At 48.9% G+C, this 24,896-nt stretch carries 18 protein-coding genes and 1 pseudogene; 8 read left to right on the top strand and 11 right to left on the bottom strand.

Annotation, left to right across the window (positions count from 1 at the left end; genetic code table 11):
* Positions 1–258: pseudogene (locus tag DXT99_RS27435) on the top strand (hypothetical protein); the annotation flags it as partial.
* Positions 259–460: 202 nt separating this feature from the next.
* On the opposite strand, the gene DXT99_RS24755 reads toward DXT99_RS27435, so the two are convergent.
* The 8 genes from DXT99_RS24755 to DXT99_RS24720 form a co-directional block, all read right to left on the bottom strand.
* On the bottom strand, positions 461–1,258 hold the full coding sequence (locus DXT99_RS24755; protein ID WP_115568285.1) for a DUF6503 family protein: 798 nt from the start codon (positions 1,256–1,258) through the stop codon (positions 461–463).
* A 117-nt stretch (positions 1,259–1,375) separates the two neighbouring features.
* Positions 1,376–2,968 carry a 4Fe-4S binding protein gene (locus tag DXT99_RS24750; RefSeq protein ID WP_115568284.1) on the bottom strand — a complete coding sequence of 531 codons (1,593 nt, stop codon included), beginning with the start codon at positions 2,966–2,968 and terminating at the stop codon, positions 1,376–1,378.
* 35 nt (positions 2,969–3,003) lie between these two features.
* Positions 3,004–3,228: a hypothetical protein gene (locus DXT99_RS24745; RefSeq protein ID WP_115568283.1), complete on the bottom strand. Its 225-nt coding sequence runs from the start codon at positions 3,226–3,228 to the stop codon at positions 3,004–3,006.
* A 219-nt stretch (positions 3,229–3,447) separates the two neighbouring features.
* Positions 3,448–3,993 (bottom strand): peptide-methionine (S)-S-oxide reductase MsrA, encoded by a 546-nt coding sequence (gene msrA / locus DXT99_RS24740; RefSeq protein WP_115568282.1) that lies wholly within the window; start codon positions 3,991–3,993, stop codon positions 3,448–3,450.
* 166 nt (positions 3,994–4,159) lie between these two features.
* Entirely contained in the window at positions 4,160–4,570 is a 411-nt protein-coding gene (locus DXT99_RS24735) for a methionine-R-sulfoxide reductase (RefSeq protein WP_115568281.1), read from the bottom strand.
* Positions 4,571–4,695: 125 nt separating this feature from the next.
* Positions 4,696–5,415, bottom strand: a complete 720-nt coding sequence (locus DXT99_RS24730; protein WP_115568280.1) for a hypothetical protein — start codon at positions 5,413–5,415, stop codon at positions 4,696–4,698.
* 268 nt (positions 5,416–5,683) lie between these two features.
* The gene (locus tag DXT99_RS24725) at positions 5,684–7,264 is read right to left on the bottom strand and encodes a PQQ-dependent sugar dehydrogenase (protein WP_115568279.1); all 1,581 of its coding nucleotides are present in this window, start codon (positions 7,262–7,264) and stop codon (positions 5,684–5,686) included.
* Positions 7,265–7,501: 237 nt separating this feature from the next.
* The gene (locus DXT99_RS24720) at positions 7,502–8,059 is read right to left on the bottom strand and encodes a TetR/AcrR family transcriptional regulator (RefSeq protein ID WP_181885253.1); all 558 of its coding nucleotides are present in this window, start codon (positions 8,057–8,059) and stop codon (positions 7,502–7,504) included.
* Between the two features lie 293 nt (positions 8,060–8,352).
* On the opposite strand from DXT99_RS24720, the gene DXT99_RS24715 reads away from it, so the two are divergent.
* The gene (locus DXT99_RS24715) at positions 8,353–9,387 is read left to right on the top strand and encodes a PDDEXK nuclease domain-containing protein (protein ID WP_115568277.1); all 1,035 of its coding nucleotides are present in this window, start codon (positions 8,353–8,355) and stop codon (positions 9,385–9,387) included.
* 276 nt (positions 9,388–9,663) lie between these two features.
* Here DXT99_RS24715 and DXT99_RS24710 read toward each other — a convergent pair whose 3' ends face one another.
* Positions 9,664–15,528, bottom strand: coding sequence for a DUF3320 domain-containing protein (locus DXT99_RS24710; protein ID WP_115568276.1), 5,865 nt, complete (start codon positions 15,526–15,528; stop codon positions 9,664–9,666).
* A 309-nt stretch (positions 15,529–15,837) separates the two neighbouring features.
* On the opposite strand from DXT99_RS24710, the gene DXT99_RS27225 reads away from it, so the two are divergent.
* Positions 15,838–16,068 (top strand): hypothetical protein, encoded by a 231-nt coding sequence (locus DXT99_RS27225; RefSeq protein ID WP_181885252.1) that lies wholly within the window; start codon positions 15,838–15,840, stop codon positions 16,066–16,068.
* A gap of 812 nt (positions 16,069–16,880) precedes the next feature.
* Here DXT99_RS27225 and DXT99_RS24700 read toward each other — a convergent pair.
* A complete protein-coding gene (locus tag DXT99_RS24700) occupies positions 16,881–17,795 on the bottom strand; it encodes a poly(ethylene terephthalate) hydrolase family protein (protein WP_115568275.1) in 915 nt (304 codons plus the stop codon).
* Between the two features lie 832 nt (positions 17,796–18,627).
* On the opposite strand from DXT99_RS24700, the gene DXT99_RS27220 reads away from it, so the two are divergent.
* The 4 genes from DXT99_RS27220 to DXT99_RS24690 all read left to right on the top strand — a co-directional run bounded on the left by DXT99_RS27220 (position 18,628) and on the right by DXT99_RS24690 (position 20,175).
* A complete protein-coding gene (locus DXT99_RS27220; RefSeq protein WP_181885251.1) occupies positions 18,628–18,774 on the top strand; it encodes a hypothetical protein in 147 nt (48 codons plus the stop codon).
* 709 nt (positions 18,775–19,483) lie between these two features.
* Positions 19,484–19,669 (top strand): hypothetical protein, encoded by a 186-nt coding sequence (locus tag DXT99_RS24695; RefSeq protein ID WP_115568274.1) that lies wholly within the window; start codon positions 19,484–19,486, stop codon positions 19,667–19,669.
* Positions 19,670–19,733: 64 nt separating this feature from the next.
* A complete protein-coding gene (locus tag DXT99_RS27800; RefSeq protein ID WP_262511382.1) occupies positions 19,734–19,859 on the top strand; it encodes a hypothetical protein in 126 nt (41 codons plus the stop codon).
* A 61-nt stretch (positions 19,860–19,920) separates the two neighbouring features.
* Positions 19,921–20,175 carry a hypothetical protein gene (locus tag DXT99_RS24690; protein WP_115568273.1) on the top strand — a complete coding sequence of 85 codons (255 nt, stop codon included), beginning with the start codon at positions 19,921–19,923 and terminating at the stop codon, positions 20,173–20,175.
* A gap of 42 nt (positions 20,176–20,217) precedes the next feature.
* Here DXT99_RS24690 and DXT99_RS24685 read toward each other — a convergent pair whose 3' ends face one another.
* On the bottom strand, positions 20,218–21,294 hold the full coding sequence (locus DXT99_RS24685) for a Fic family protein (protein WP_246001027.1): 1,077 nt from the start codon (positions 21,292–21,294) through the stop codon (positions 20,218–20,220).
* 1,202 nt (positions 21,295–22,496) lie between these two features.
* Between DXT99_RS24685 and DXT99_RS24675 the strand changes: the two genes are divergently transcribed.
* On the top strand, positions 22,497–24,812 hold the full coding sequence (locus DXT99_RS24675) for a TonB-dependent receptor (RefSeq protein WP_115568271.1): 2,316 nt from the start codon (positions 22,497–22,499) through the stop codon (positions 24,810–24,812).
* Positions 24,813–24,896: the final 84 nt, after the last annotated feature.

The following is a 24,896-nucleotide window of genomic DNA, read 5'->3' as shown; positions in this document are numbered from 1 at the left end:
TATGGCCTGCGCAACATCAATGTGCTGGGAAAATCAGGCGCTCATAAGGTCATGCTCCTGGCTGCCGCTGCCTTCAACATAAGAAAGTACATGAGGAACAGACCGAAAAAGTCTGTGAGCATGGCAATAGCAATGGAAAGGGAGCAGCCACATGTTCATACCTTCAGCTATTGGTTTCACCCCTGTCGCTTGACCACAATCAAAGAGAGGAGCATTATATGCTTATTCCGAATAATGGCTGCAAGAAAGTCGTACTAAAAGCTGAGTTGTGCAACAGCCACTAACGTTTTGCGATACAAGATAAGGCAGATGCCTAGGGACTAGTGCTGGGCCAGGTCAGCGCAAGAAGAAAGGATATGTGTAAACCAGCTGAAGGATTAGCAAAGAAAAGCCGTTACCCTACTTCAGGACGAGGCAGCCACTTTAAAGAAAAAGGCTGGCAGTTATTGCATCCGGCAAGCTAATTTTCAGCAGGTACCCTGTAGGATGTAAGAGGTTCTGCCTTGATGATGGTGTCGGTGCCGATGTATTCTTTGTTTTTATTCCAGTACCACTTGCGCACCTTTGGCATCCGGATGCCGTCTACCATGACCTCCTCTTCCAGCAGAATGTACTCCCCGCTTTCCGGCTCACCGTGGTTAAAGCGGTAAGCCTCCATGGCATATGTCTCTGGGTTGAGGTAAAAAAACCAGTTATCAGAACCCACGGCATCATCATAGTTTACCTCCAGCACCCGGTATTCTTTCCCCTCGATTTCCTCGCTGCTGGCGGCCTCCGCTACGTTTACCCCTTCATCCGTCAGCTTCATGGGAAGCCCGTACAGGTAGCTGTAGAAACTGTGTACCCACTTCAGGTCATCGGGGGTAAGGCCGTATTTTTCCCTGTCTTCTGCGCTTATATCTCCTTTGCCGTCCAGCAGGTAAAACTCCTTGCCGTCGGCGATGCCTTTCACCGCTTCTTTCCCGTCCTGCCGGCTGATGTGGGCGAAATAGCCGGTGCTGTTGTCCAGCTCTATCTCGAAGGGGTTCTCTTGCCCGGCGGTATCGGCAGAGCTTAAGTAAAGGCGGGTTTTCAGCTCTGGCCAGTTGCCCTCCGGGTCGTGGTAAGCCAGCGTTTTCTCAAGCAGTTCTGAGTCAACGGTTGGCTCCTGCTGGCAGGAAATCAGCAGCAACAAAGACAGAAAACCAGTGATGCGCAGAAGGGGCCAGAAGCTGTTAGAGGTCATAAAGTAATATGGATTAGAACGGTTAGACTGCATAGTTTTGAAGTTTACGTAATTTGTTTTTAACTCATAAAGGCTGAGCGAAATATATTCCCGGCAGAGCTCTCTTCCTTCATGAGCCCGAGCCCAAAATGCGCTAAGTTGAGAAAAATGTTATCTTATATAATCGAGGTCTGAAAAGACCTGCACGCTGTTGTTGCCAATAAGTATAGGCTTCCCGAACCGCCCTTCCTCTTCCCCATTCTCCAGCTTCAAGACACCGCGGGGGCAGACGGAGGCGCATACACCGCAGCCCACACAGGAGGAACGCACGATATTCTGCCCTCTCTGCGCATACCACCGCACATCGATTCCCATTTCGCAGTAGGTGGAGCAGTTGCCGCAGGAGATGCACTGCCCGCCGTTGGTGGTAATCCGGAACCGGGACTTGAACCTTTGCACAATACCGATATAAGCCGCCAGGGGACAGCCGAACCTGCACCAGACCCTGTTGCCCATTATCGGGTAGAAGCCCACCCCTACCACCCCGGCAAAGGCGGCCCCTATCAGAAAGCCATAGGTAGCCCGCAGGGTATAGGTGTCGATGAACAGAAAGGTACCACTGCCAGTGAAATATGTGTACAGCACGCCAGCCGTCATCACCACAGCGAACACCAGCACACTGTGTATCATCCACCGCTCCACCTTCCATGCCTTTAGGGACTTGTTGGAGAGCTGGCGGTAGGGATCGCCCAGCGTCTCGGCCAGCCCGCCACAGCCGCACACCCAGGAGCAATACCACCTTTTGCCATAGAAATAGCTGAACAAAGGCACCGCCACGATGACAAGCAGGATACCCCAGATAAGCATGAACAGACCCACTGAGCCGCTGCTGGTAAACTGCTCAATGTTATAGTCGAAGAAGAAGTTATAGTTGAGGGGCCAGATATTCTTAAAATCGAAGTAAGGCTGGTTGAGCCGGATAAGGATTTCCGGTATCATAAACGCGAAAGCGGTCTGGAAGAACATCACCGAAAGGGTGCGGATGATGTGGTACCGGCTGTGGCGGTACTTGATGATCATGCGGACGCCCATGACCAGGATGGCCAGCGTGTACAGCAGGCCATAAAAAAACCACTGGCTGGCCTCGTTGCCGCTGATACGCTTGCTGATGGGGTCTGTGAGGACCATCCATTCCGTGATATACTCCGGGTACCAGTAGAGGAGCACATAAAACAGAATAAGGAGTGTGCCGATGGTATACCCGATCCAGCCCAGGCCGGTGTTCTGGCTGTGGAAAATGTGGTCGTTCTTGATACCCGGGAGCAGGCCCAGTTTAGGCAGTATATACAAGAAGGCACCCAAAGTGCCCAACCCAATAGTGAGGAGCAGCCACAGCCCGGTGTGTTCCTGAATGGTCCCGGTGGTGGCTTTCCTGGTCAGATAAAACTTATACTGCCCCGCCATGTACTCCTCCAGGTTATTGACCTCTGTTTCCCGGTTGTCTATCTGGTTGTAATCCTGGATTTTAGTGGCACTGGTGGAGAAGGCATCATCCAGGTCGCTGATGTAAGCGAACTTGGAAGAATACGTTTTCCCGAGCATTTCCTCCAGTTCAGCGCTTACGTACTCCAGCTGCCCGGTGTCTGTGACTACCTCTTCCACCATCTGGGGCGTCAGCCGGTACTGTCCCATGAAAGGGATAGCTGTGAGCAGCGCTATTGCCAGAAGAAACAGTGCCATTCCGGCTTTTTGTATTATAGGCATATAGTTAGTTCCCACCCTTCTTTAATCCTTTTTATCTAGAAAACGCCAAACAGCTTTTTTCTTATCTTCACCTGTTGTGGCTGGAATTTTCCTTTGAATTCCCTCATGATTTCACCTTCATGTTTCCTGTAAAACTCCGGTTCAAAACTGGCCGCCTTTAGTTCTGAAAATACCTGCTGTACAGTGGCGTTTGATTGGAGCCACCGGTCACACAGCTCATGGCGGTAGCGGATGCCCATCAGGTTAATGCCCGTCACCACTCCATCTGTCTTCCTGTAAATGATCCGGATAGCTTTCTGCCCGCTTTCATGCTCCCAGTACAGGTGTTCCTCGCCACGAGGAGCCTCTCTTGCTTATAAATAAGTATGTTACTTTATGATCTGCGGGCTTTCTTGATAAAAGTTTTTGTCTTGTGTCTCAGAACACCAGTTCTTTTCCAAATGACTGCCTCATCCGGAATGAAGTCGTCCTTACTGGTACTATTTGTTACTGAACTCAGGCTTCAGCTTATCCTTAAACACCTTCCTGAACTTTTCTACCTTCGGCCTTACCACAAAGCTGCAGTACGGCTGCGAGCCATTTTGATTGTAATAATCCTGATGGTAACCCTCGGCCGGATAAAATTCCGGCAGGGGCTCAATGCCGGTTACGATGGGGCCGTTGAAAGCACCCGAAGAATCCAGCTCCTGCCTGTATTTCCCTGCCCTCTCTTGCTGCTCCTGGTTATGGTAGAATACAACTGAGCGGTACTGGGTGCCCACATCGTTGCCCTGGCGATTTAGCGTAGTGGGGTCATGCGTATTCCAGAATACCTCCAACAGCTCGTCATAGCTTATTCTTTGAGGGTCATAGGTGATTTGGATCACCTCTGCATGGCCTGTAGTGCCAGAGCATACTTGTTTGTAGGTGGGGTTCTCCACGTGGCCGCCCGCATATCCCGACACCACTTTTTCCACTCCTTCTAAATCCTGAAAGACAGCCTCCGTACACCAGAAGCATCCGTTGCCGAATGTTGCTAATTCCATACTTGATATTGTCTTTATTCTTTGTCTTTATCTAATTTAAGGGAGACTGCATTTATGCAATACCTAGCCTGCGCAGGGGTCTGTTATCGTCGAACAGGTGCCCCATGTGCGCTTATAGGCGTAACGAACAGCGAACGCATCTGCGCATCTGCTTCATGCCTTGCTTTTACTTGTCCAGTTCTTCTACCGGCACAAAGTTCATAGACAGTGAGTTCACGCAATGGCGCACGTTCTTTGGCGTCATGTATTCGCCTTTGAATACATGTCCCAGATGAGCACCGCAGTTGGCGCAAACAATCTCTGTGCGGCGACCGTCTGCATCCGGCACCCGCTTCACGGCTCCGGGTATCTCATCGTCAAAGCTCGGCCAGCCGCAATGCGACTCGAACTTATATTCGGAGGTATAAAGGGGGTTGTTGCAGCGCTTGCACAAGTACACCCCTTCTGCCCTGTTGTGTTCATATTCGCCCGTGCCTGGATACTCCGTGCCTTTATTGACGATAATGCGGGCTTCTTCCGGAGTTAGCGTGTTATATGCTGATGGGTCTTTTGCTACTTTGATATTCGTTGTTTTCATTGCTTATTTCTATTTTTCAATTACATTATTCGGTTTGCTATACAAAAACAGGTTCCAGCTGAGTGGGCTGATTTAGAACCCGTATCTTGCTCTATCCTGTTTGGAGATGGCACAGAGGGCGGGAATCACAGCATTATCAAAAATGCGTACGCTGTTGCTCCAGCAAAGAAGAAGCCGTAATTGCTTTCTTTGTCTTTGGGAAGCTCTTCCTTGAAGGAATTGACAACAATGGCACCTGCAAGTAAAGCAAACAGTGAAGATGAGATGACATCAGGGATAGTGTAGACTAACCCAATGCCCCATCCTGCAACTACTGCCCCTGCCATTATCCAGCGACCGGTGTTATGGTACATCTTCTCATGGTGTTGGAGAAGTGAGTAATCGTTAATCAGGAAGTGAAACCCTAAAGCTATAAAAGTAAGGAAAGAGCTGGTGCCGTTTACTTGCAACTCATGGTGGAAGTAATAACCAATAAGAATGTTGAAAGCGGCAAACATGCCGATGTGCCACCAGAATATACTGTCCTCTATAGCCATTCCTTCATCTGATGCGTTCTTCTCTTCATATTTTATTATCGCCTTTTCAAGACCATAAAACAGGAGGACTCCTGCCAATGCCATCACATACAAAAAGTCCATGCTGAAGATTGCGGGCTTGCCATCTTCCTTTAGCGACTCCTGTAGGCTGTGGAGTTCCGGTAATATATGGACAAAAACGAATGCCACTGATATTCCTCCGGCCAGGGAAAGCCACTTGCATCTTGACAGGGTATGCAAGTGGGAAATATTGTTTGCGAACACGTGGATACAGGCAAGCATTGTAACAAAGAGAAGAGGTAAAGCCATAAGCAGCAATATCCTTAGGTGTATCTTATGAATTCACTATAAAATAGAGCAGATAACAACCACCAGAACGCTGTGTTTATTATCTGTTCTTAGGACCAGTTAAAGCAAATTTTACTGTTATCAATAAAAAGAATTTCTTTCAGGATGCATATTCATGCTTTCAAACATGAAGGCACCCCTTCTTTTCAATGAGATACCAGTAAAGCTGTGTGCAGCGTGCTTTTAATCAGGCTGTAGGCATTACAAAGCCCACAGCCTGATTAGGGATTCATTTAGTTTTAGCCACTCTCCAGACCATGCCTGTTCCCCTATCAAAATCAATAGGGAAATGCCCCTCCGCTATGCGCTTCAGGCTTGTTCTGTGCGAGCCAAAGTCAACGATGTACATGGCCCCGTCCGGGCCGAACTTCACATCGTACGGCCTTTCGATTCCCTCCCCAAGCCGGCCCTGCTGGGAAGCGGGGCCAGATTTCTCGTTCTGAATAAAAGCGTGCACGGTGTGCTCCCCGCTGCCGCTGGTCTTCATCCGAACAATACGGTTGCCTGCGAACTTGTCTCTCAAGGGGTTGGTGATCCACTGGAAGTCCCCGTACTCAGGCACAAAGAGGTGATCGGCATAGTCCCCCCAGCCCTCAGGCGCCACATCGGGCTTTGATGGGGAAGCGTTCACTTCATGCAAGCCAAGAATCAGCGATGTGTCTGGCTGCTCCAACCCGCTTGCCTTATGGTCAATGAGAAAATGCAGCTCTTTTGCCACTCTTTCCCTGCCTTTATAGGTAGGCGGAATGGCGGAGCTGTTGGGCTTGAACCTGGCATCGGTAACAGGGGAGAAATTAGCCGCGAAATCAGGCCAGCCGTACCAGGCGCCTTCTCTCACCCGGTAGGTGCCGTCGTGGTAGTCGTTGATGGGCCTGCCGGCGGCATTGTCATAACCATTTACCGCGATAAACATCTCATTGTCCCTGTTCCATGCGATTCCTATGGCATTGCGGAAGCCCCAGGCATAGGGCTGCACGGTCGCCTCGGCATTCTCAGGGTCGAACACCAGGATGGTGCCTCCCGCTTTTCTGCTGCCCTTGACTACCTGGCCCGGTTCTGTCGCTGTCCCAAAGGGCATGAAGGCACCCGTCAGTACCGTTCCCTTGCCGCCTTCCCGGAAATCAGGCAACTCGATGTTATAGCCTGTGAGCACGATGTCTCTGGCCGGGGTGGGGTGCCCATCAGGCGCCTTCAGCACAAACGGTATCATATTCTCGTCCATGTACCCGGAGTTGCCGCCTATGCCCACACACACATACATCCTTCCGTCCCTCCCCACGCGCACGTCATTGGGCTGGTGGTCAGACTTGCTGTCAACAATTCCCCCGAGTATCTGGGTAATCTCCCCGTCCGGGGTCACCCGGGACACGCAGCCGTATAGTTCCCTGTCCCGGTGGGTGATGTAGAAAGCGCCGTTGTGCCAGGTCATGCCGGATATGGCGGGGTAGATTTTCCCGTCCAGGTTGGCCACTTCCGTTGCCGTGCCGTTGGCTTTAATGCGCAGTATCCTTGCCGAAGCATCCTCCTCATCGAGGAAGGTGCCGCCAGCCTCCGCCACATACATGTTGCCCCTGTCATCCCAGGTGACAGAGGTGGGGTAAGTAAGGCCATCTGCTATCTTCTCAATCTCATAGCCTTCGGGTAGGCGGATCATGGGGAAGTTAGCCGATGCCTTCAGCCTCTTGCTGTCAGCGTCGTGTTTCAACTCTGTAAACTTTTCCCCCAGCATGTTCGCGCCAACACTCACTGCCCCTGCCATTGCAGAGGCGATAGGTCCTCGTCTCGGTTCTTTTTCTTCGTTTTCTTCCATAGCTTATTTGTTTATATGTTGTTAGATGATGTCGGTTTCCTTCATGAACGGCCTGTACAGTCTCCAGCCTGAGGGTAAAGGCCTGTGGACAGACAATCTCTATTGCTCCTGGGCCCTTGGAGCAATAGACCTGGGGTTTCCTCAGGGAAGCAGCAACAAGGCCCCGGCTTTTCTACCAAACGTTCGTTTGAATTTTAAGTTTGAACGAGGGCCTGCTTCACATTTGACCCGGTACTTTTACTTTAGGTAGGAGAGCACTTTTTGAGAGGTGGAGAGGAAAAACCTGTTGTCTTGGAAGAGCACCGAAAGCATGATAGCCCCTTCTATTTCCTGCACGGCCTGCTCAGCCATTGACCGGGCTTCCGCCTGGTCATACCGGGATTGGAAAATATGAGAAAAAGCGGCAATCCAATCTTCGAAGAATACCCTGATAACCTGAGTGAACCCAGGCACTACCTGGGCTGACTCTAAACCTATATTGGCCATCAGGCATCCCCCCGGCGCGTCAAAGAAGCAGCTCTCCAGTGCCTCCAGGACCTGGTTGAGCCGTTCCTTGTAGGGCAGGTGGTCTACATAGGCGAGCGCATAGACTTTGCTTTTCATGTACTCATGGTCGCTTATCAGCACTTGCCGCATCAGTTCTTCCTTGCTTGGGAAGTAATAGTAAATACTCCCTTTCAGCAACCCGCAGGCCTGCCCTATATCAGCCATGGAGGTATGACTGTACCCCTTCTCCCGGAACAGCTGGTAAGCTTTTCTGATGATTAACGCTTTGTCTACTCGTTTACTTTTCATGAAAGGAGCCCTGGTGAAGGAAGTTAGACGAGTCATCTTAGGAATAGTTTAATAGGTACACGAGGCGAAAACAGTATAGCACCAAAACTTTACATTTCAATTCCAGGCTGTAGAGCGGTTTCGCCCATAACAGACATTATGTGAAGTAGGGGAATTGATTGAGCAGTTTTCTTCTACTTATTTAGGCTTTATATTTACGCAACAGCCTGTTGCGCAATTACTCTAGGCGTCACGTTAAGCATTCCTGTAAGCACCTATCAAGAACGCGTATAGCAGACCCCTTATTTTTGATAATGGAAGAAATACAGAACAGTACACTACTTGTAAATGACGTTAAGCAACTTATCGCGCATAGCCGTGAGAAAGTGGCTTCTACAGTCAATGCCGAAATTACGCTGCTTTACTGGCTGGTAGGTAAACGCGTTAATGATGAGATACTAAAAAATAGTCGGGCTGAGTATGGCAAGCAAATAGTAACTACACTTGCCCAACAGTTAACGCTGGAATACGGTGCCGGGTGGAGCCAGAAGCAACTATTGCACTGTATCCGCTTTGCCAGTATTTTCAAAGATGAGCAGATTGTCTCCGCAGTGCGGAGACAATTAACCTGGACGCACATTAAGACGATTATTTACTTGGAAGATGAGTTAAAGCGCAATTTCTATATCGAGATGTGCAGGCTGGAGAAATGGAGTTCACGTACCCTGCAGGATCGAATAAGATCCATGCTCTACGAGCGCACAGCTATCTCTAAACACCCGGAAGTCACTATCCAGAATGACTTGCAACAGCTGAAGGAATCCGGTCAACTCACGCCTGAACTGGTGTTCCGGGATCCGTACGTCCTTGATTTCTTAGGTTTGGCAGATACCTACTCCGAGAAAGACTTAGAGTCCTCCATATTGGCGGAACTACAGCGCTTTATAATTGAGATGGGAAGTGACTTTGCCTTTTTATCTCGTCAGAAACGCATTACTATTGACAATCGTGACTACTACATTGACTTGCTTTTTTACCACCGGCGTTTGAAGTCCCTAGTGGCCATTGATCTAAAAATAGGTGAGTTTGAGGCTGGCTTCAAAGGGCAAATGGAGTTATATCTACGGTACCTGGAGAAATATGAAATGGTGGAAGGGGAAAACCTGCCCATTGGCCTTATCCTCTGCACCGGCAAGAACGAGGAACATGTAGAGCTGTTGCAACTGGATAAAAGCAACATCCGCGTAGCCGACTACCTGACGCAACTCCCGCCGAAAGAGCTACTGCAGGCAAAGCTGCACCAATCTATCGAAATTGCCAGAAGCAGGTTGGCAGATGAGAAGAGCTAGCGTGACGATGCTGCAGGGACTACAGTTACCCTAAACCCATTCCTGCTACTTTACTTACCTCTCAACAGAAGGAGCTACTAAACATAAAATTACTTATTGGCTTCAAACAAGGAAGCTCCTCGTGAAGAGGAGCCTCCTTGCGGTCTTTTCAGAGTGGAGGCAGTTTGCATTGGCCTCAACCTCGCTATCGCTCCATGTATCACTGCAAGTTGGTAACTAACTCATTTCCTAAAAGAGGAGCAGATTAGCGCTTGGTTCTAGTACATTAAACTTGAATTACTCTGCCAGTATTAGCCTTTCATTCTCTTCAATGGCATATCCTTTATTCACTGCATGGGCAATGCCAGAAGTCATGGCTGCTTCCACGTTAGCACCCAAGCGGGCATAGCCAAACAGTCGTGACACCTCGCGTATTAATTCGCTTTTGGGAAGGCTTATCTGGTTTACAAGAATTTCCCTGACGCCATTCGCAACTTCTTCAGGAGGTAAGTCATCGGCTTCTCTTTTCTGTGATTCCAAATCACTTACCCTAAAAGAAGAATAGGAATCAGGGTTGTGTTCATCTTTCCAGAAAATAGTGCTCTTGCCTAGCTGAGTCTTTTTTATAGGTAACTGTGGGAATAGATTCTCAAAGTGAGTATTTACCCTTGACCCGTTCCGTGAAATGCCCCATGCCGCCAACACCCGCCTGCACAGTAAATTCTGGCTGATGGGGGACTCAGTATTCACTACCTGGATTATTTGCTGGGCTACTTTTTCACAATTCAAGGGTTGCAGGAAGTCTTCAGAGGAGTTGGTCAAGACAGTTTCCAATTGGCAAACCTCATAGATTCTGGCGGCGGATACGGTTGCTACGTCAGATGTGTTCTCTGCCTCTTCTATGAAAGATGATGAGTTATTAGCTACGTGTTGGAAAGCCAGATTACCTGTGTTTTGGGGAGCAAAGCTTTCAACTGTGGTGGTTGGTTCATGCGCCAAAGCTTTCTGTTCCTCTGCCTGCTTAATAGCCATGAGAATATCATTGACTGTTCTTTCCGGGTTCTCCCACCAGTCTATAGACCAGATTTTGTGTATGTTCCAACCGAGCAAGCGCAGCACGTCGGCCTGCACAATTTCACGGTCTCTGGAGGTTTTGGCGCTGTAGTAACGATGGCCATCGCAGAGGATGCCAAGTACATATTCAGATGGATTGGCCGGATTTACTACTCCAATGTCAATTTTATAGTCCGAGCAGCCAATGGCTGTATGAACTTCATAACCCTGCTTCCTTATTTCTTCAGCCAGGGTATTTTCAAAGGACACTTCCTTGCTTGACGTTATTACAGAACGACCTGGGAGGGCTGACTTGCCCTTTTCGGCATAGGCTAAAAAGGCTTTCAAACCCGCAACACCTTCTGAGGCGGTACGCGTAATGTCTATCTGGTCTGAGCGCAGGGTAGAGAACACCTTCATTTCATACCGGGCCCTGGACACCGCCACGTTCAGACGACGCCAGCCGCCCTCACGGTTAATAGGACCGAAGTTCAGGCTTACTTTGCCCTCTTTGTCTGGCCCGTAGCCCACAGAGAAGAGAATGACATCCCGTTCGTCGCCCTGCACGTTCTCCAGGTTCTTGATGAACAAAGGTTCTTCAGTCTCCAGCGCTGCTTTCTCAAGATCTGGCCTTGCCTTAAAAACCTCCGTGAGTAAATCTTCTATTAGATTTTGCTGTACCACACTAAACGTAACTATGCCCAGGCTTCTCTTAGCCATTTCCGGATGCGACAGGCGCTGAATGATTTCCTCTACAATGGCTTTTGCCTCCGCCTGGTTCTGGCGGGTCTTTCCTTTATCGTAGAACCCTTCCACGGCCACGTGCTGTACTTTGGTGGTGATGTCATCTGTTGAAGGGAAAGTGAGCAGCTGGTTGTCATAGTACTTGGCGTTGCTGAAGGCAATAAGGCTTTCATGCTTGCTTCGGTAGTGCCACAACAGATAGTGTGAGGGCATAGAGAGCGCCAGACAGTCGTCCAGAATGCTTTCCAGGTCTTCCAGTTCTATGTTGTCCTCATCAACGGCATTCGTGCCGAAGAAGCTGGTAGGGGGCATTTGCTTAGGGTCTCCTACCACAATCACGTTTGTGCCCCGGGCAATAGCGCCGACCGCCTCGCAGGTAGGCATTTGGGATGCTTCGTCAAAAACCACCAGATCAAACTTAGTGGAGTTCGCATCAAAATATTGCGCCACAGAAATAGGGCTCATGAGCATGCACGGGCAGAGGCGCGGTAATAAGTTAGGAATGGAGTCAAAGAGTTTCCGGATAGAGGTAGCACGGCCATTGTTCCTGATGTTGCGCTGCAGAATCCCTATTTCAGAGCTTTGAGAAGCCTCCTGTGCAAACGACGGTACCTTGGCAGCCAAGCGGGCATATAGCTCTTCTTTGGTCAGCTGCTCAAAGCTGTTGCTCAGTTCCCTGAACTTCCTTATTTTCTCTTCAAACAGTTTTCCGTTGAAAGCAGAAAGCTGCGGGTCCTGGTCTATTATGTATTCTGCACAGGAGCGGTAAAGACCTTTCTTGAAACTGAGGGTTATTTCCTCGACGGCTATGCCTCCATTTTCATACACAGAGATAAGAGGCTGCAAGCCTACGGCTATGGCTTTCTCTCTTATCTGCAGCCAATTAATCCAGTCCCGAACATCGTCAATGGCGTTCAACCATTTGTCGGCATAGAATAGAGAGTTGCTCACCCAATGCGCATCCTCTACCTTAAGCCCGCCGAAATCGATGCCCAACAGCTGGTGCAGGTCTTTTTCTTTTTGGCCAATCTCGTTGAAGAGCCGCTGAAAGTTAGTCAGCGTCTGTTTATGTGAATCGAGATAGGCTTTGCTTCCCTCAGAAAACTGCTGCGCAAGTGCATTCCGCCATTCTTTTGTCCTGGCAGGGGTGTTTAGGGTGATGCCCTGTCTGTTGATGTCTATGAGGGTAGTGCAGATGGCTACTAAGTTATCCCAGTCACTGGTGCCATCCTGCCACAAAAAGCCTAGCAGTTGTGGCAGGTGTGTAGCCTTTTCAAGCGGTTCCTTTTCTGCCTGGTAATCAATGATCTGCTGCAGAAAGGCAGTGGTTTCCTCTTTCGGCAGGCTACCTGTTAAGCTAATTTTCTTCAGCCCTTTTGTAACAGCGCTTTGTTTCAGGAATTTAGGAAGAAACCATTTCTGATCTGCTATGGTCCAATCCTGCAGGGCTTGCTCCGCAGGATAGCTTAGAACAGTTTTATTAAACTTTTGGAGCAGTTGCTGGCTAAGAGCATCTCTTTTCTTGCCATGGGCTGTCAGCCCCAGTACCTGAGACAAAGTTTGCTCTACATGGTCTACATTCAGAAGTGAGGCGGGCACATCTGGCAGGCGGAGCAAAAGTGTGATGAGTTGCGACAGGGCCTCTGCCTGCTCCCTGCTGGTGAGCTGAGGTTCAATTTTGAGGATACGGCAAACGGCAGCCACTTCTTTGTGGTATTGGGAAAGGAGACTTTGGTAACTGCTGATGAGTTGCCTGGCATCGGTTTTTAGTTGCTGGGCATACTGATTAACCTGTACTGCCTCCAGTGGATGTTGGTGCGGATGCCCGCAGACTGCCCCAATCACTTGGATCTGATCTACGATATCCTGCCATTCGGCTAACTGGGAAGGGGTAAGCTGTTCTAATGCGGATGGAGTAAAAGAAACACTGCTTGGGGTGTGGGCTAACTGGCTGTATTGGGTGAACGCTTCAAAGAGCGAAAACCCAAACCCATACTTTTGATGCAGGGCCTGCACGTAACCATTTAACTCTGTGCGGGTAACCAAAAGCCTTTCCGCTTCCGCTTCAAAATCCTGTGGAGACGACTTCCTGTTTATCTCCGCCGCCCTCTTCAGTTGTTCCAGGACAGCGGACTTTTTGGACTTGTTGGAGTGAAGCTCCAGGCAGAACGAACCTATCCCGATGGACTCCAGGCGTTTCTCCACCACGTCCAACGCGGCTTTCTTAGCGGAAACAAACAGCACTTTCTTTCCCGCATATAAAGCATTGGCAATGATGTTGGTGATGGTCTGTGACTTACCTGTGCCGGGAGGGCCGTGCAACACAAAGCTTTTATCTTTAGCAGAGCTTAGTATAGCCGCGAACTGAGAGGAGTCTGTGCTGATAGGCAGGGCTATTTCTGCCGGGTGTAGCTCGGAGTCAAGTGCTTCTATCTCTGGCAGTGCTTCCGGTTGCCATTCCAGCATGCCTGAAATCAGGCTTTTTACAATTTTATTCTGGCTGAGTTTGTCTGCGTTATTATGTATGTCATTCCAGAGAATGAATTTGCTGAAGGAGAAAGTACCCAGAAGCGCCTGCTCTTCCACATCCCAGCGGGAGTGGGACATGATGCCTTTTCTGATGATGTTGAATACAAGCTTCACGTCTACGCCGCTCTCGTCCTTGGGCAGGTTTTCAAGCCCGCCTATGTTGATTCCAAAATCCTGCCGCAGCATCTCCAGTAAAGTAATGTTCATCATAGTTTCCTCTTCCCTGCTCCGGATGACATAGCCTTTTTGCGCTGACTTACGGATTATTTCAACCGGCAGCAGCAGGATGGGGGCGTAGCGTGGACGTTCGCTGGCTGGGGTTTCATACCATTTTAGGAGGCCTAAGGCAATGTAAAGGGTATTGGCACCATTCTCTTCTATAGCCTGGCGGGAGCTGCGGTAGATATTGGTAAGACTGTGCTGTAATTCTGTTTCAGTGAGGTATGAGCGAAGTCTTTTCTGAGTGAACTCATGCTTCACTAAGTCAGCAATAGGGTCAGATTGGTTAAGCGCCTGGTAAATACCTGTGTTACGGAGCGGGTTGTCCCAGTCTGCAGGCTTGGGTAATACCTGAAATTCCTGTCCGCTCGCTAAGCTGTCTTCAAACTGACTAAGATTTATTGAAATTAACTGAAGAGTTCCTTTGGTTAGCCTGATGTTCAATAAATTGTTGCGAAGAGTAAGGTCTAAGAGTTTCCGTTCCCAGAGTCGTTGCTTAGAGACTTTTATCTGCTCTACCTCCAGTATCTCAACTCCGGTGGTCAAGGCTTCCGGGGCGTCACTTTTGCGTTCTTTAGTAGGTTCTTCCTCAATGGTTTCCCAACCGTTGGGTGTATGGACTCTAAGGGGTAAAGGTCTGATGCCACTAAAGCGGGTACGCTTGATGTCGACAAACAATCTGAAGTCCTCCTCTTTCTTCATGTGTTGATTGGCTGCGGCTACCGCCTCATCAAATGAAGCTTGTTTCCCGGCATTCATGCAGGTAGCCTCCACCAGCACAATTTCATCAATGCCCTCTGCTGTTCTCTTGGTCAGCAGGGAAGGGTCATCATTGACAGGGTCCGCAAAAGACTCTTCTGTAAGCCAGCCGCCTATGAATGCATGACCTTTTGTAAATACCAGGAGAGGATGGATTCCCACCGCCTCTAAGCAAGCGGCATAGAGCAAAGAGATGTCCAGGCAATTTGCGAGTTTATGTGAGAAAATAGTATCACACATTCTGATGCGCTGCCCGTTTTCCTCAAAGCTGGCGGGGACACTGCAATACACCAACTGTAATTCCGCAATGGCTTCATATAGCGCCGCCATCTGCTTCCGTACCCGGTCTGGGTTTCGGCTTTGGTATTCATCAAAAGAAGGGCTGCCTGTCCATCTTTCCAAAACGGGAGCGGCCTTTCGTATAATTTTCTGGACCTCCGCATGGTTGGGAGTGATGAAGGCGGCTATCATCTCGGGGAGAATAGCCGCTCCGCTCCACTGATCGTAGGCCAAAACGGAAACAGGATAGTTGCCTGTGAAGAGAGGGTGATTTTCTGCTGAAATGACAAGGGTAAAGTTACCCGAAATCCGCTCTGACAGGTTGGATAAATAAGAGGATGATATTTTTAAATGAACGGCATTTAACTCAAAACTCTCCCCGGCTTTCAGTATATCTATTTGGTGTTGCCATACAGCTGCAAACGCTGGCTCATTGGTCAGCTCAATAGAGATATTTTGTAAATCAATTTCGCTCGTGTTCTTTATCCATAATTTACGCACCACCGAAACGTGGTTTTGTTGCATGGCAAAATTGATGGAGGGGGAGTAAATGAATTCAGTTTCTAAAGGTGCCGTCATGTTGATAAAATATCAGTTATTAAGTTTGAACGAATGATTAGTGATTCACAAACCGAGGACAGGTGATACGCGGAGGTAAGTTTTGTTTTTTAAAATGAACCAATTGTCCCTTGAATGTTCCGTATTTGTATTAAAAGAATCGAATATAAGGTTACAAATTCTAATATAAAAAGTATCCCCCGCACCAGTGAGAGAGCAGCAGTCTTTTCATAGAGCTGCGCCAATACAAACTCTTGCAGGCATAACAGGTTAGACTAAACAAGCTCAACAAATAAGCTTCAATGCTGATAACACCTGCCGCTAGTGCTCGTGGTCGTACGCTTACATTGCGCACCTGCTTTGGTCGTTCCGGAGCACCGCACACTTCCTGATGAGTTACTACTACTGCTAGTGGAATTAGTGCTTCCTTCAGTTTCAGTGGTGAAGGAGCTGGAGGTAGCAGCACTTGGTTTTCCTGTACCTGGCCGGCATACACTGCAGGCAGTTAATCCGTCGGCCTGCGCTTGTGCTACCGTTGTCTCGATCGAGCTTTTCAGGTAGCGGCACGTTTCTATATGGTATTTGCTGCCCGTCCTGGTTTTAAAGACCGTCTGCGCCTGGCAAAATAGAGCGAATAAAAAGAAGAAAAGGAGTAGTACGTGCTTTCTCATTGTTTTTTTAGCGGGATATACGAACATACTAATATATTTTATAAACAATTGCACTTATTGTTTTAGCCGCTCGGAACTTATATGCATGCTTTTATTACTACGTTTGAGAGAAAGGAACAAACCCTTCAGGTTTGGTGCAGGCTGTCGGTGTTTGTCATATACTTGCTATACTAAACCTGCGGGACAAGTTATGCAACAGAGAAAAGTCTGAGATAAGGATACTGTTACCTGAGAGGGTTGGGCCTCATCTGACAAAAGGGAAAAACATATGATGGAGATGCTTGAATGGTCAAAGTTTAAATGTGCTAAGCAAAAGCGAGTAAACTATTCTATACCCAATCTTTATGTAAGCAGCCTCACTTCCTTGGGGTGAGTTATAACCTCCAGTATGCCTTTGGTATTCATTAAATCAGATTTTTTTACATTTCTTAAACGGACATTAAAGGACTGTAAAACCCTTGCGGAAGGTGACACACAATTACCTTCTGAAATATTTAATTCATCAAACTGCCTGTACTGGTCACAAATTACCGACGGGAAGCGCACCCACTGATATGGCACTTTTAAAATTGTATGAAATTGCTGCTTGCTAGAGTAATCTTGTAGAAAGACAAATTTAGAACGCTTTGCTTTACCTAGTGCCAAATTGTTAAGCCCGACCACGCCTCACAGTATAGAGTTTGAGAGAGCCAGGTTTTGGCCCTAAGGCATGTTCTTTTTCTCAACTCTCCAGATTGGGTTCTTAGATAAACCTGCAGGTTCACCTGTAAATAGCCTGCCTGCCGCGCTGTCGCCCTTCAGCTGCCATTGGTACCAGGCGGTGGCAACTTTAGCAAATTCACCACCATGCGGCTGGCTGTAAGTTCCGGCATGCCCCACATCCATATTCGCCATGAAAACCGGTACATGGTTGATTCGCTTGTAATCGTCCATGCCATTGGCATAGGCTATGTCCTTTTCGCCTCCAAGCATATACAGGGTAGGCGAATGAATTTTCTTGAGGTTTTCTTTTGTAAGGTTCGGCATAGCACTCCTCCCGTTTCCGGGGGTATTAAAAATACCGCTATTATAAACCACTACTGTGCTTACACGTGGGTCGGAGGCTACTTCAAGCGTTTGCAGACCACCGCAGGACATGCCGCTTACGGCTACTTTGGTGACATCAATTTTATTGTAGTAAGGGCTTTTCTTGTCTTTATTCTGAGCAACCGTCCAGTCAATCGCATCTAGAAGCTGGGAGGATGTCGATTTCCCGGTCCCTTTTTCCCCTTCCTGTGGCATGGGGCCAATAGCGACGACTAAAAAACCATAAGAGGATACCTCAGACAAAAAATTAACATGTTCCCAGGGAGAATTGGCACAGGCTCCATTACCCCAGGCAATGATGGGCAGTTTATTTTTTTTACCAAAAGCGCTCAGGTCTTCCGGACGGAAGACGGTATGCGTGGGTAATGTACCTTCGGTAAGCATAATGGCGCTGTATGGACCGGTTCCGCCGTCTTCCACTACTCTTGACGCAGTTTGAGCGGAGGTAGATGGCCGCTGTGCATAGCCAGGACTAAAAGCGCTTAACAAAGACAAGGACAGGAAAGCAGAGAGTAAAATTTTAGTCATCATATAGAACTTGATTTTGTGTTTACTGTTAATGCACGTCACGTCATCTTTGACCTGAATTTCGATTGTTTGGACGAGTGACCTCTATCAGACCGCTTGTTATGGCAAGCGCCAGCCTCTTGGAAAGGCACCCGCTGGTTTTGCACGTTAAAGAAAGGATATGCTATACAATAGCACAAGCTTAAAGATAGACAATTTCCGGATGTTTTGCTTCACCTGGTGCGAAGCTGCTGATGACGCCCAAGCCTGGGCACCTAGCGCACAACAGTGGATGACATCGAGCAGGCTACCGGCTATGACCTGTTATCCGCCCTGTCAGTGCAGGTGCTGCAGGCGCTGGAGAGCTAGGTGGACATTGGGCCGACACGGTAGGCTTAAAATCCGAAAGTGATATTTTCATGAACCGGAGCTGCATCCTCAAACTCCTCCTTTAGGTTGGCTTGATGCATGCTTTTTGGACATGACCTCCTGGGATAGTCTACCACTTCCTTTTCTTCCCTTTTGTATCAAGCTTGTAAGAGCACACCAGCTCAGCGTAAGAAGGTTTAAAGAGGCCCTGCTATCAATTCATAGGGAATGAGGGGCAGGCAACAGAGAACACTGCCAAGCTAAAGGCCACCTGAAGCAGCTCTCTGGCCTTTGCTGCGCAAGACTGTCGTTCAGCATGACAGTCATACTGTATGGCAGTCATACTAAACGACAGTAATATAGCCCCATGCATGAAGGAGCAAACCGTTCAGGTCGTGTCATTGCATGAGGCAGGTGGAGCTTCTATAACAAAAGGGAAGAAGAAGTCCTCCATGGGGGTTTAAAGAGCCGTGCAGGCCTATCATTTGTGCCGATGATTAATGTGTGGCTCTACACAAACTGTTCCCTGATACCGCTGCTGGCTGATTTCTTCTCGACACCGGGCGTGAAAACAGTTCTGGAGCCTGCTGGTATCAGCAGCCAGTCTAACAGGGGCTTTCCTGACGCGCTTTAACAAGTCGAGCAATAGAGATATCGGCTGAAGCTTATATCAGCACCTGAGCGAGAAGTTAGGGGCGAGCTGCTGATACCATTATCCGAGAGAACACGCCCCACAACGTAGCCGTGATACAGACGCAGGACGTATACTCCTGCAACACGCAGGCAAACGGAGCAGTGGACTAGAAAAAGCTGACAGCGGAAGTGTCCGGAGTGCATCCTTTAGCAAATACTACGAATGATTTTATAGCGACAGAAGCAACATCCAGGGATAACATTTTCATTTTTATAGGTGATGTAGTCCCTTATAAAAACAAAGCCTCCAGGTTGGCAAGGGCTAGAGTGGAGAGGTTTGAAGAAGACAGCAAAGGCTCCGACTGGTGGAGGGTACTGATGTGGACACAGGGGTACAGGTCTTCTGCCCGCTTGACGATACATTCGGTCTTATAGATCAAGGACACAAGAAAAACTAATGTCATTCATGAGGTTCATGAACCCCTTATTCCTCGCGAACCGGTCGCAAGACACAGGCAACAAGGGCAAAAGGAAAAGACAGGCGAAACCAATCATCCGGACTTAAGACCGGAGGCAAATCACTTAGTGAGCTCATCTACTCGAAAGATAAAACGAGAGCGGAGCCGGAAGAGACCACAAACCAGGCACCAGCTGGCCAGGCAGTAGAGGAGGGAGGCGTTAGCGAGCAGGACTATCTCGATGCGGCCGACGTGCGGATTCCCTTCTCCACTATCATGCGGGCGGACCTGTACCTGAAGGCCAAGCGGGTGGAGTACTGGGACCGCACCTCGCTGCGCGAAATCATCATGGAGACTGCACTGGAAGCATACCTGAAAGACAATCCTTCTACTCAGATGCCGCTGCCAATCAAAGAACGTAAAAACCAAAGTCCCTGAAGCGGCCCGGTGACTACAAGAAGACAGCAGCCGCCAAACGGAAGAGTGAGAAACAGGGGGCAGTATGAGCAAGTTCCTCTTCTTCATAAAAGCCGGACTTGTCATGCTGTTCACCAGGCCCGCCAGCTGGCAGTGGGAGCGGGAGAAGCTGCGGCGGGAGTATGAGCAGAGGTTTATTCAAGACTACTGACGCATAAATGCGTCATGAAGGTAATTAGGTTGATTAACTTCATTATGTAAGAATCCAGGTTATGAACCTCTACCAATTCAACTACTGTGACCTGAGCCGCAGAGCAGAGCTAGTCTGGCAGAACGGCAACTACCTTTCCGTGCGGCACGATGGGGGATACAGCGTGGTGCTCTACCACATGGGCGAGTTCTTTGCCGAGGTATGGTACTCTCCGGAAGATAACCAGGTGAAGAACGTGCGCGGCTTTAAAAGCAAAGCCTGCCTGGAGCCTTACCTGGAGACGGTCAGCCTTCAGGAGCTGATGGGGAAGAAATGAAGAGCCCCTCCGGTGTGGACAGGCTTCAGACTGGTGATGGCATCAACTCTTGAAAAGCTCCAGGTATGGGGCGAAGAGGTAGATGCGGTTGCGGCTCTGACCGGTCTGCTCTACCAGTATTCCTGCCTTCTCAAAGCTTTCAATCAATTCTCCTGCTGCTTTCTTACTGAGCTGGCAGATGGTCTGGGCATCTTTCACCGTCACGACCGGATGCTCAAACAACTGGAGGAGCAGTTTCAAGGCCGACTGCGTGCGCCTTCCCCATTCCCGGTGTATGCTGTTCTCCAGGTCCTGCTTTAGCGTGATAACCTTTGAGAGCGTATCTACCGCCTCCTGGGCTGTCTTCTCCACGCCGATGAGAAAGTACTTCAGCCAGTGGAGCATGTCGTTCTTTTCCCGGACCCGTGTCAGGTTGTCGTAATAATGGGACTTGTTTTTCTCGAAATAGGAGGACAGATACAAAAGCGGCTGATGCAGGATGTCCTGGTCCACCAGAAACAGCGTGATAAGCAGCCGGCCAATACGGCCGTTACCATCCAGGAAGGGGTGTATGGTTTCAAACTGATAGTGCGCTATACCTATCCGCACGAGTGCCGGAACGCTGATCTGGTCATTATGCAGGAAGTTCTCCAAATCACTCATCAGTTCGTCCACATGAACATGTGCCGGCGGAACGAAGATGGCATCTGCCGGCCCGCTGCCGCCAATCCAGTTTTGGCTGCAGCGAAACGCGCCAGGCAACTTGTGGTCTCCTCTTACACCCGTCATCAACTTTTGGTGCGCCTGCCTGAGCAAACGGGAAGACAGCGGCAGCTTGCTCAGGCTTTTGATGGCGTCGTTCAGGGCATGGGTATAGTTGTTTACCTCCTTCCAGCCATTTCTTCTTTCAGGTCTGATCTCCTCTTCCGGTAGCATTGCTTCGGCAATGTTGGTCTGCGTGCCCTCTATTCTGCTTGAGACAACGGCTTCTTTTGTGACGTGGAGCGATATGAATAAATCGATGTTAGGCACTAGTCTGGCATAAGAGTTAAGCTCTCCTAGCCGGATGGAAGCCCTTTCCAGCAATGTGTTGAGCTGAGCATCCGCCCATTGCCACTGGTCGTTCACTTTTACGGGCAAAAAGATTTATACCCCGTTCCTGGCTGCCAATGGCCTGCCTTGTATTTCTCAAGCTGTATCGCCATGATTGCTTTTTTCTTTGCGAAAGTAAACTATAAATATCGTTAGTTTACTTTTGAGCTTAAAAGTAAACAGGATTATAAGAAGCATAGCAGGATGTCGGGCTTTGTAATCGGCATCATCGAAGGCCTTGAGCAGTACTTCAACGAGCGTGATAGGGTACGAGCTGATGGGGCCAGAGGGCTATGCTGAATATAAGGCCATAACAGAAAGCGTTAATAATCACGCTTCTGATTAGGATAATGTAGGTAATGAGGTTAATTAATTTCATTATTTCTTTCCCCTTTTCTAATAAAAGCCATGTACCACTGAAACTAGAGCGCAGGAGAAAATAGAATTCCAGCTCCAGGGGAGGAGCTGCCTTTCCCGCCAGACATGTGGCAGGCAGTAACTCTTTTCGAACGCGCGTTTGTAAAATGCTATAATAACTTAGTTTCGGGCTTGCTGTTCGAGGTTGGCGCTGCCAAAGCGAAGCCTTGCCGGCAGATTAATTTGATATTCCAGTCTTTTATATTAGGTGTGAAGGTCCAAGAGATTCGTTACAGTTTCACCCGCACTAAACACGCTACAGGTGATGTATAACATCAATCCATCCTTCTGTGAAAGTACCAAAAGCCCCCTCCGGGAGGCCCTGGAGACTGTACTTATCATGTTATACGGGCTATGATGGCCATATTTGTTATTTAATCTTACTCCTTCCTTTCTGCTCTTTATATTCAAGTTAATATACAATGGCAAACATAGGATCTGTTATGGGAGAAACCGCACCTACAGCCCGGAATCCGGGGTAGAAGTTTTGGTATTTTCAGAGGGGCATCGCCTAATGCGGTGTCAAGACCACTAGACAGAAAACAGCATTGCATCAAATTTTAAGAAGCTTAGCATGTTTCGGGTGCTCGCAGGTACTTTCGTCTTTACCTGTGTCCCATTATTTCCTCTATCTGTTCCTTCACTTGCCTTTAAAGAAGTTCAACCCCTCTAAGTACACTGAATTTCAACAAAAGGAAGTGGTTATAACTCTTGTAATGTCAAAGACTTTTAAATTGAACTATTTAGAATTTTTCTAAATAGTTCTTTCACTTCTGGGCATCCCTTCCTAAGTTTGTCGCTCTTTAGAATGTTTCTAAATAAACTTAAAGCCTATGTACCGTATTTTTACTATTCTTTTTGCTGTTATGGTGACAGCACACATGACCTTTGGACAAGGCTTTGGCCGTATTGAAGGCCGCATTGTCTCTGAACGGAATGAGCCGCTTACCGGCATCAGCGTGTCGCTGGAAGGAACCAGCCTGGGCACGACCACCGACGAAGAGGGCAAATTTGCCATTAGGATGGTTCCGCCTGCTAACTACACACTCGTGGCGAACAGCCTGGGCTACACGACCGTGAAGCGTGAAGTAGCCGTGGCAGCAGGTACTACTACCACAGTGTACCTGCTTTTGCCTTCCTCCGCTACTTCCTTGAACGAGGTGGAGGTATCTGCCAACCGCAGTGGCGAGTTTATTCAGCCGATCGGCTCTACGGCCACTAAAATGGAGGCGCCTATCAAGTCTGTGCCGCAGTCGGTGCAGATCATTTCGCGCCGTGCCCTGGACCAGATGCAGGTTATCAGATTGGAGGATGCCATGCGCAACGTGAGTGGCGTGACCATGGAAACAGGCTTTGGTGGCCGTACGGATATTTTCCAGATCCGTGGTTTCAGAACCAACACCGAGAGTATTTTTAAAAACGGCTTCCGGAACAGCGTGCGTACTTATCGCGAAACGGCTAACATCCAGCAGATCGAAGTGATGAAAGGCCCTGCCTCTGTGCTGTATGGCGTGAGCGACCCGGGCGGCATGATCAACATCACCACAAAGAAGCCAACCGCCTACACGTTCCAGGATGTGCAGGTAACAGCGAACAGCTTTGGGCAGGTACGCCCTGCGGTTGACCTGGGCGGTGCTTTTAACGAAAGCAAGACATTCAAGTACAGGCTGAACGCGGTGTACGAGAAAGGCGACACCTACCGTGATTTCGTAAGCACGGAGCGCATTTTTGTTGCCCCGGCCCTAACCTATGATTTCTCTGACAAAACATCACTTACCGTAGAAGCTGAATTCCTGAACCATGATCAGGCCTCTGACCGCGGTATATTTTCTGTAGGGGGTGTGGTAGCCGATGTGCCTGCCAGCCGTTCATTGGGTGAGCCCGACAACGTAGGCATTCACCAGAACCGCCTGGCGCAGTACAACCTGCAGCACCGCTTCAACAACATCTTCAGCCTGCGCCATGCGTCTAACTTCAACTACTCTTCTGAGCAGAGAACCGTTGTGGAGCAGCTTAGCGTGGTGAAAGGGTCGAACTCTAAGATCAGACGCCGCCTGCAGGACCAGTACAACTTCGAGCGCAACTTTGCCACGCAGAACGAATTGTACGCCACGTTCAATACGGGCCGCTCTTTCGAGCACAAAGCCGTGGTAGGGGTTGAAGCCGCCAAGTCGATGTTCGATATCTGGTTCAAACGTGCCGCCTACGACACACTGGATATTTACAACCCGCAGTACAGCTCTAAGCCAAAGCCTTTTGATAAGCTGAAACTGGGAAACGCTTACCGCGACAATACAGACCTGTTAGGTTTTTATGTGCAGGACTTTATCTCCATAAATCAGCGCCTGAAAGTATTACTGGGCGCACGTTATGATATCTGGGAGCAGGAAAATATCAACGCAAGAGATAACACGACCACGACGCAGCGTAATACAGCGCTGAACCCGCGGGTAGGGGTACTGTACGAAATGTTTGGTCCTGTATCGGTGTACGGTAACTGGTCCAGAGGATTTCAGCCGGAAACGGGCCAGACAAAAGACGGCGATGTGTTTGAGCCTGTTGTTTCTGACCTGTTGGAAGGTGGTGCTAAGATCGGCCTGCTGAACGACAAAGTAAACTTCAAGGCAGCTTACTTCAACATTACGCGCAGCAACGTGCCGGTAACGAATCCGGAAGATGTGAACTTTAACATACAGGTTGGTGAAGTGCAGAGCGAAGGTGTGGAGACCGATATTACAGGTGAAGTACTGCCGGGCCTGAACGTGATCGCCACGTACAGCTACACCGATGCACGCGTGACCAAGGATACGGATGAAAGCATGATCGGAACCGCTTTCAGAGGAGTAAGCAAGCACAGCAGCAGCCTCTGGACGACTTATGAGCTGCAGAGCGGCATGCTGAAAGGATTTGGCTTTGGTGGCGGTTTCTCCAGCTTCGGAGATCGCCCCGGCGATGCAAAAGACAGCTTCAGACTGCCAGGCTACACGCGCTACGATGCCACCGTTTTCTATGGTAACAAGCGCCTGCATGCGGCTGTGAACGTTCGAAATTTAACCAACATCAGATACTATGAGGGTTCTCAGTCAGCCACTGCCATCATGCCGGGAGCGCCGCTTCATGTGCAAGGTACTGTGGGCGTGAAGTTCTAGAAATAGGGTAACAACATATCATATTTATTACCAGCGGCGCAGCTCCTTTCGGCATCTGCGCCGCTGGCATTTTTGATTTAGAAG

Origin of the sequence: Pontibacter diazotrophicus (assembly GCF_003367245.1) — a bacterium.
In the GTDB taxonomy this organism is placed as follows: Bacteria; Bacteroidota; Bacteroidia; order Cytophagales; family Hymenobacteraceae; genus Pontibacter; species Pontibacter diazotrophicus.
The sequence above is the reverse complement of the archived record's forward strand: the minus strand, read 5'-3'. Positions and strand labels throughout refer to the sequence as shown.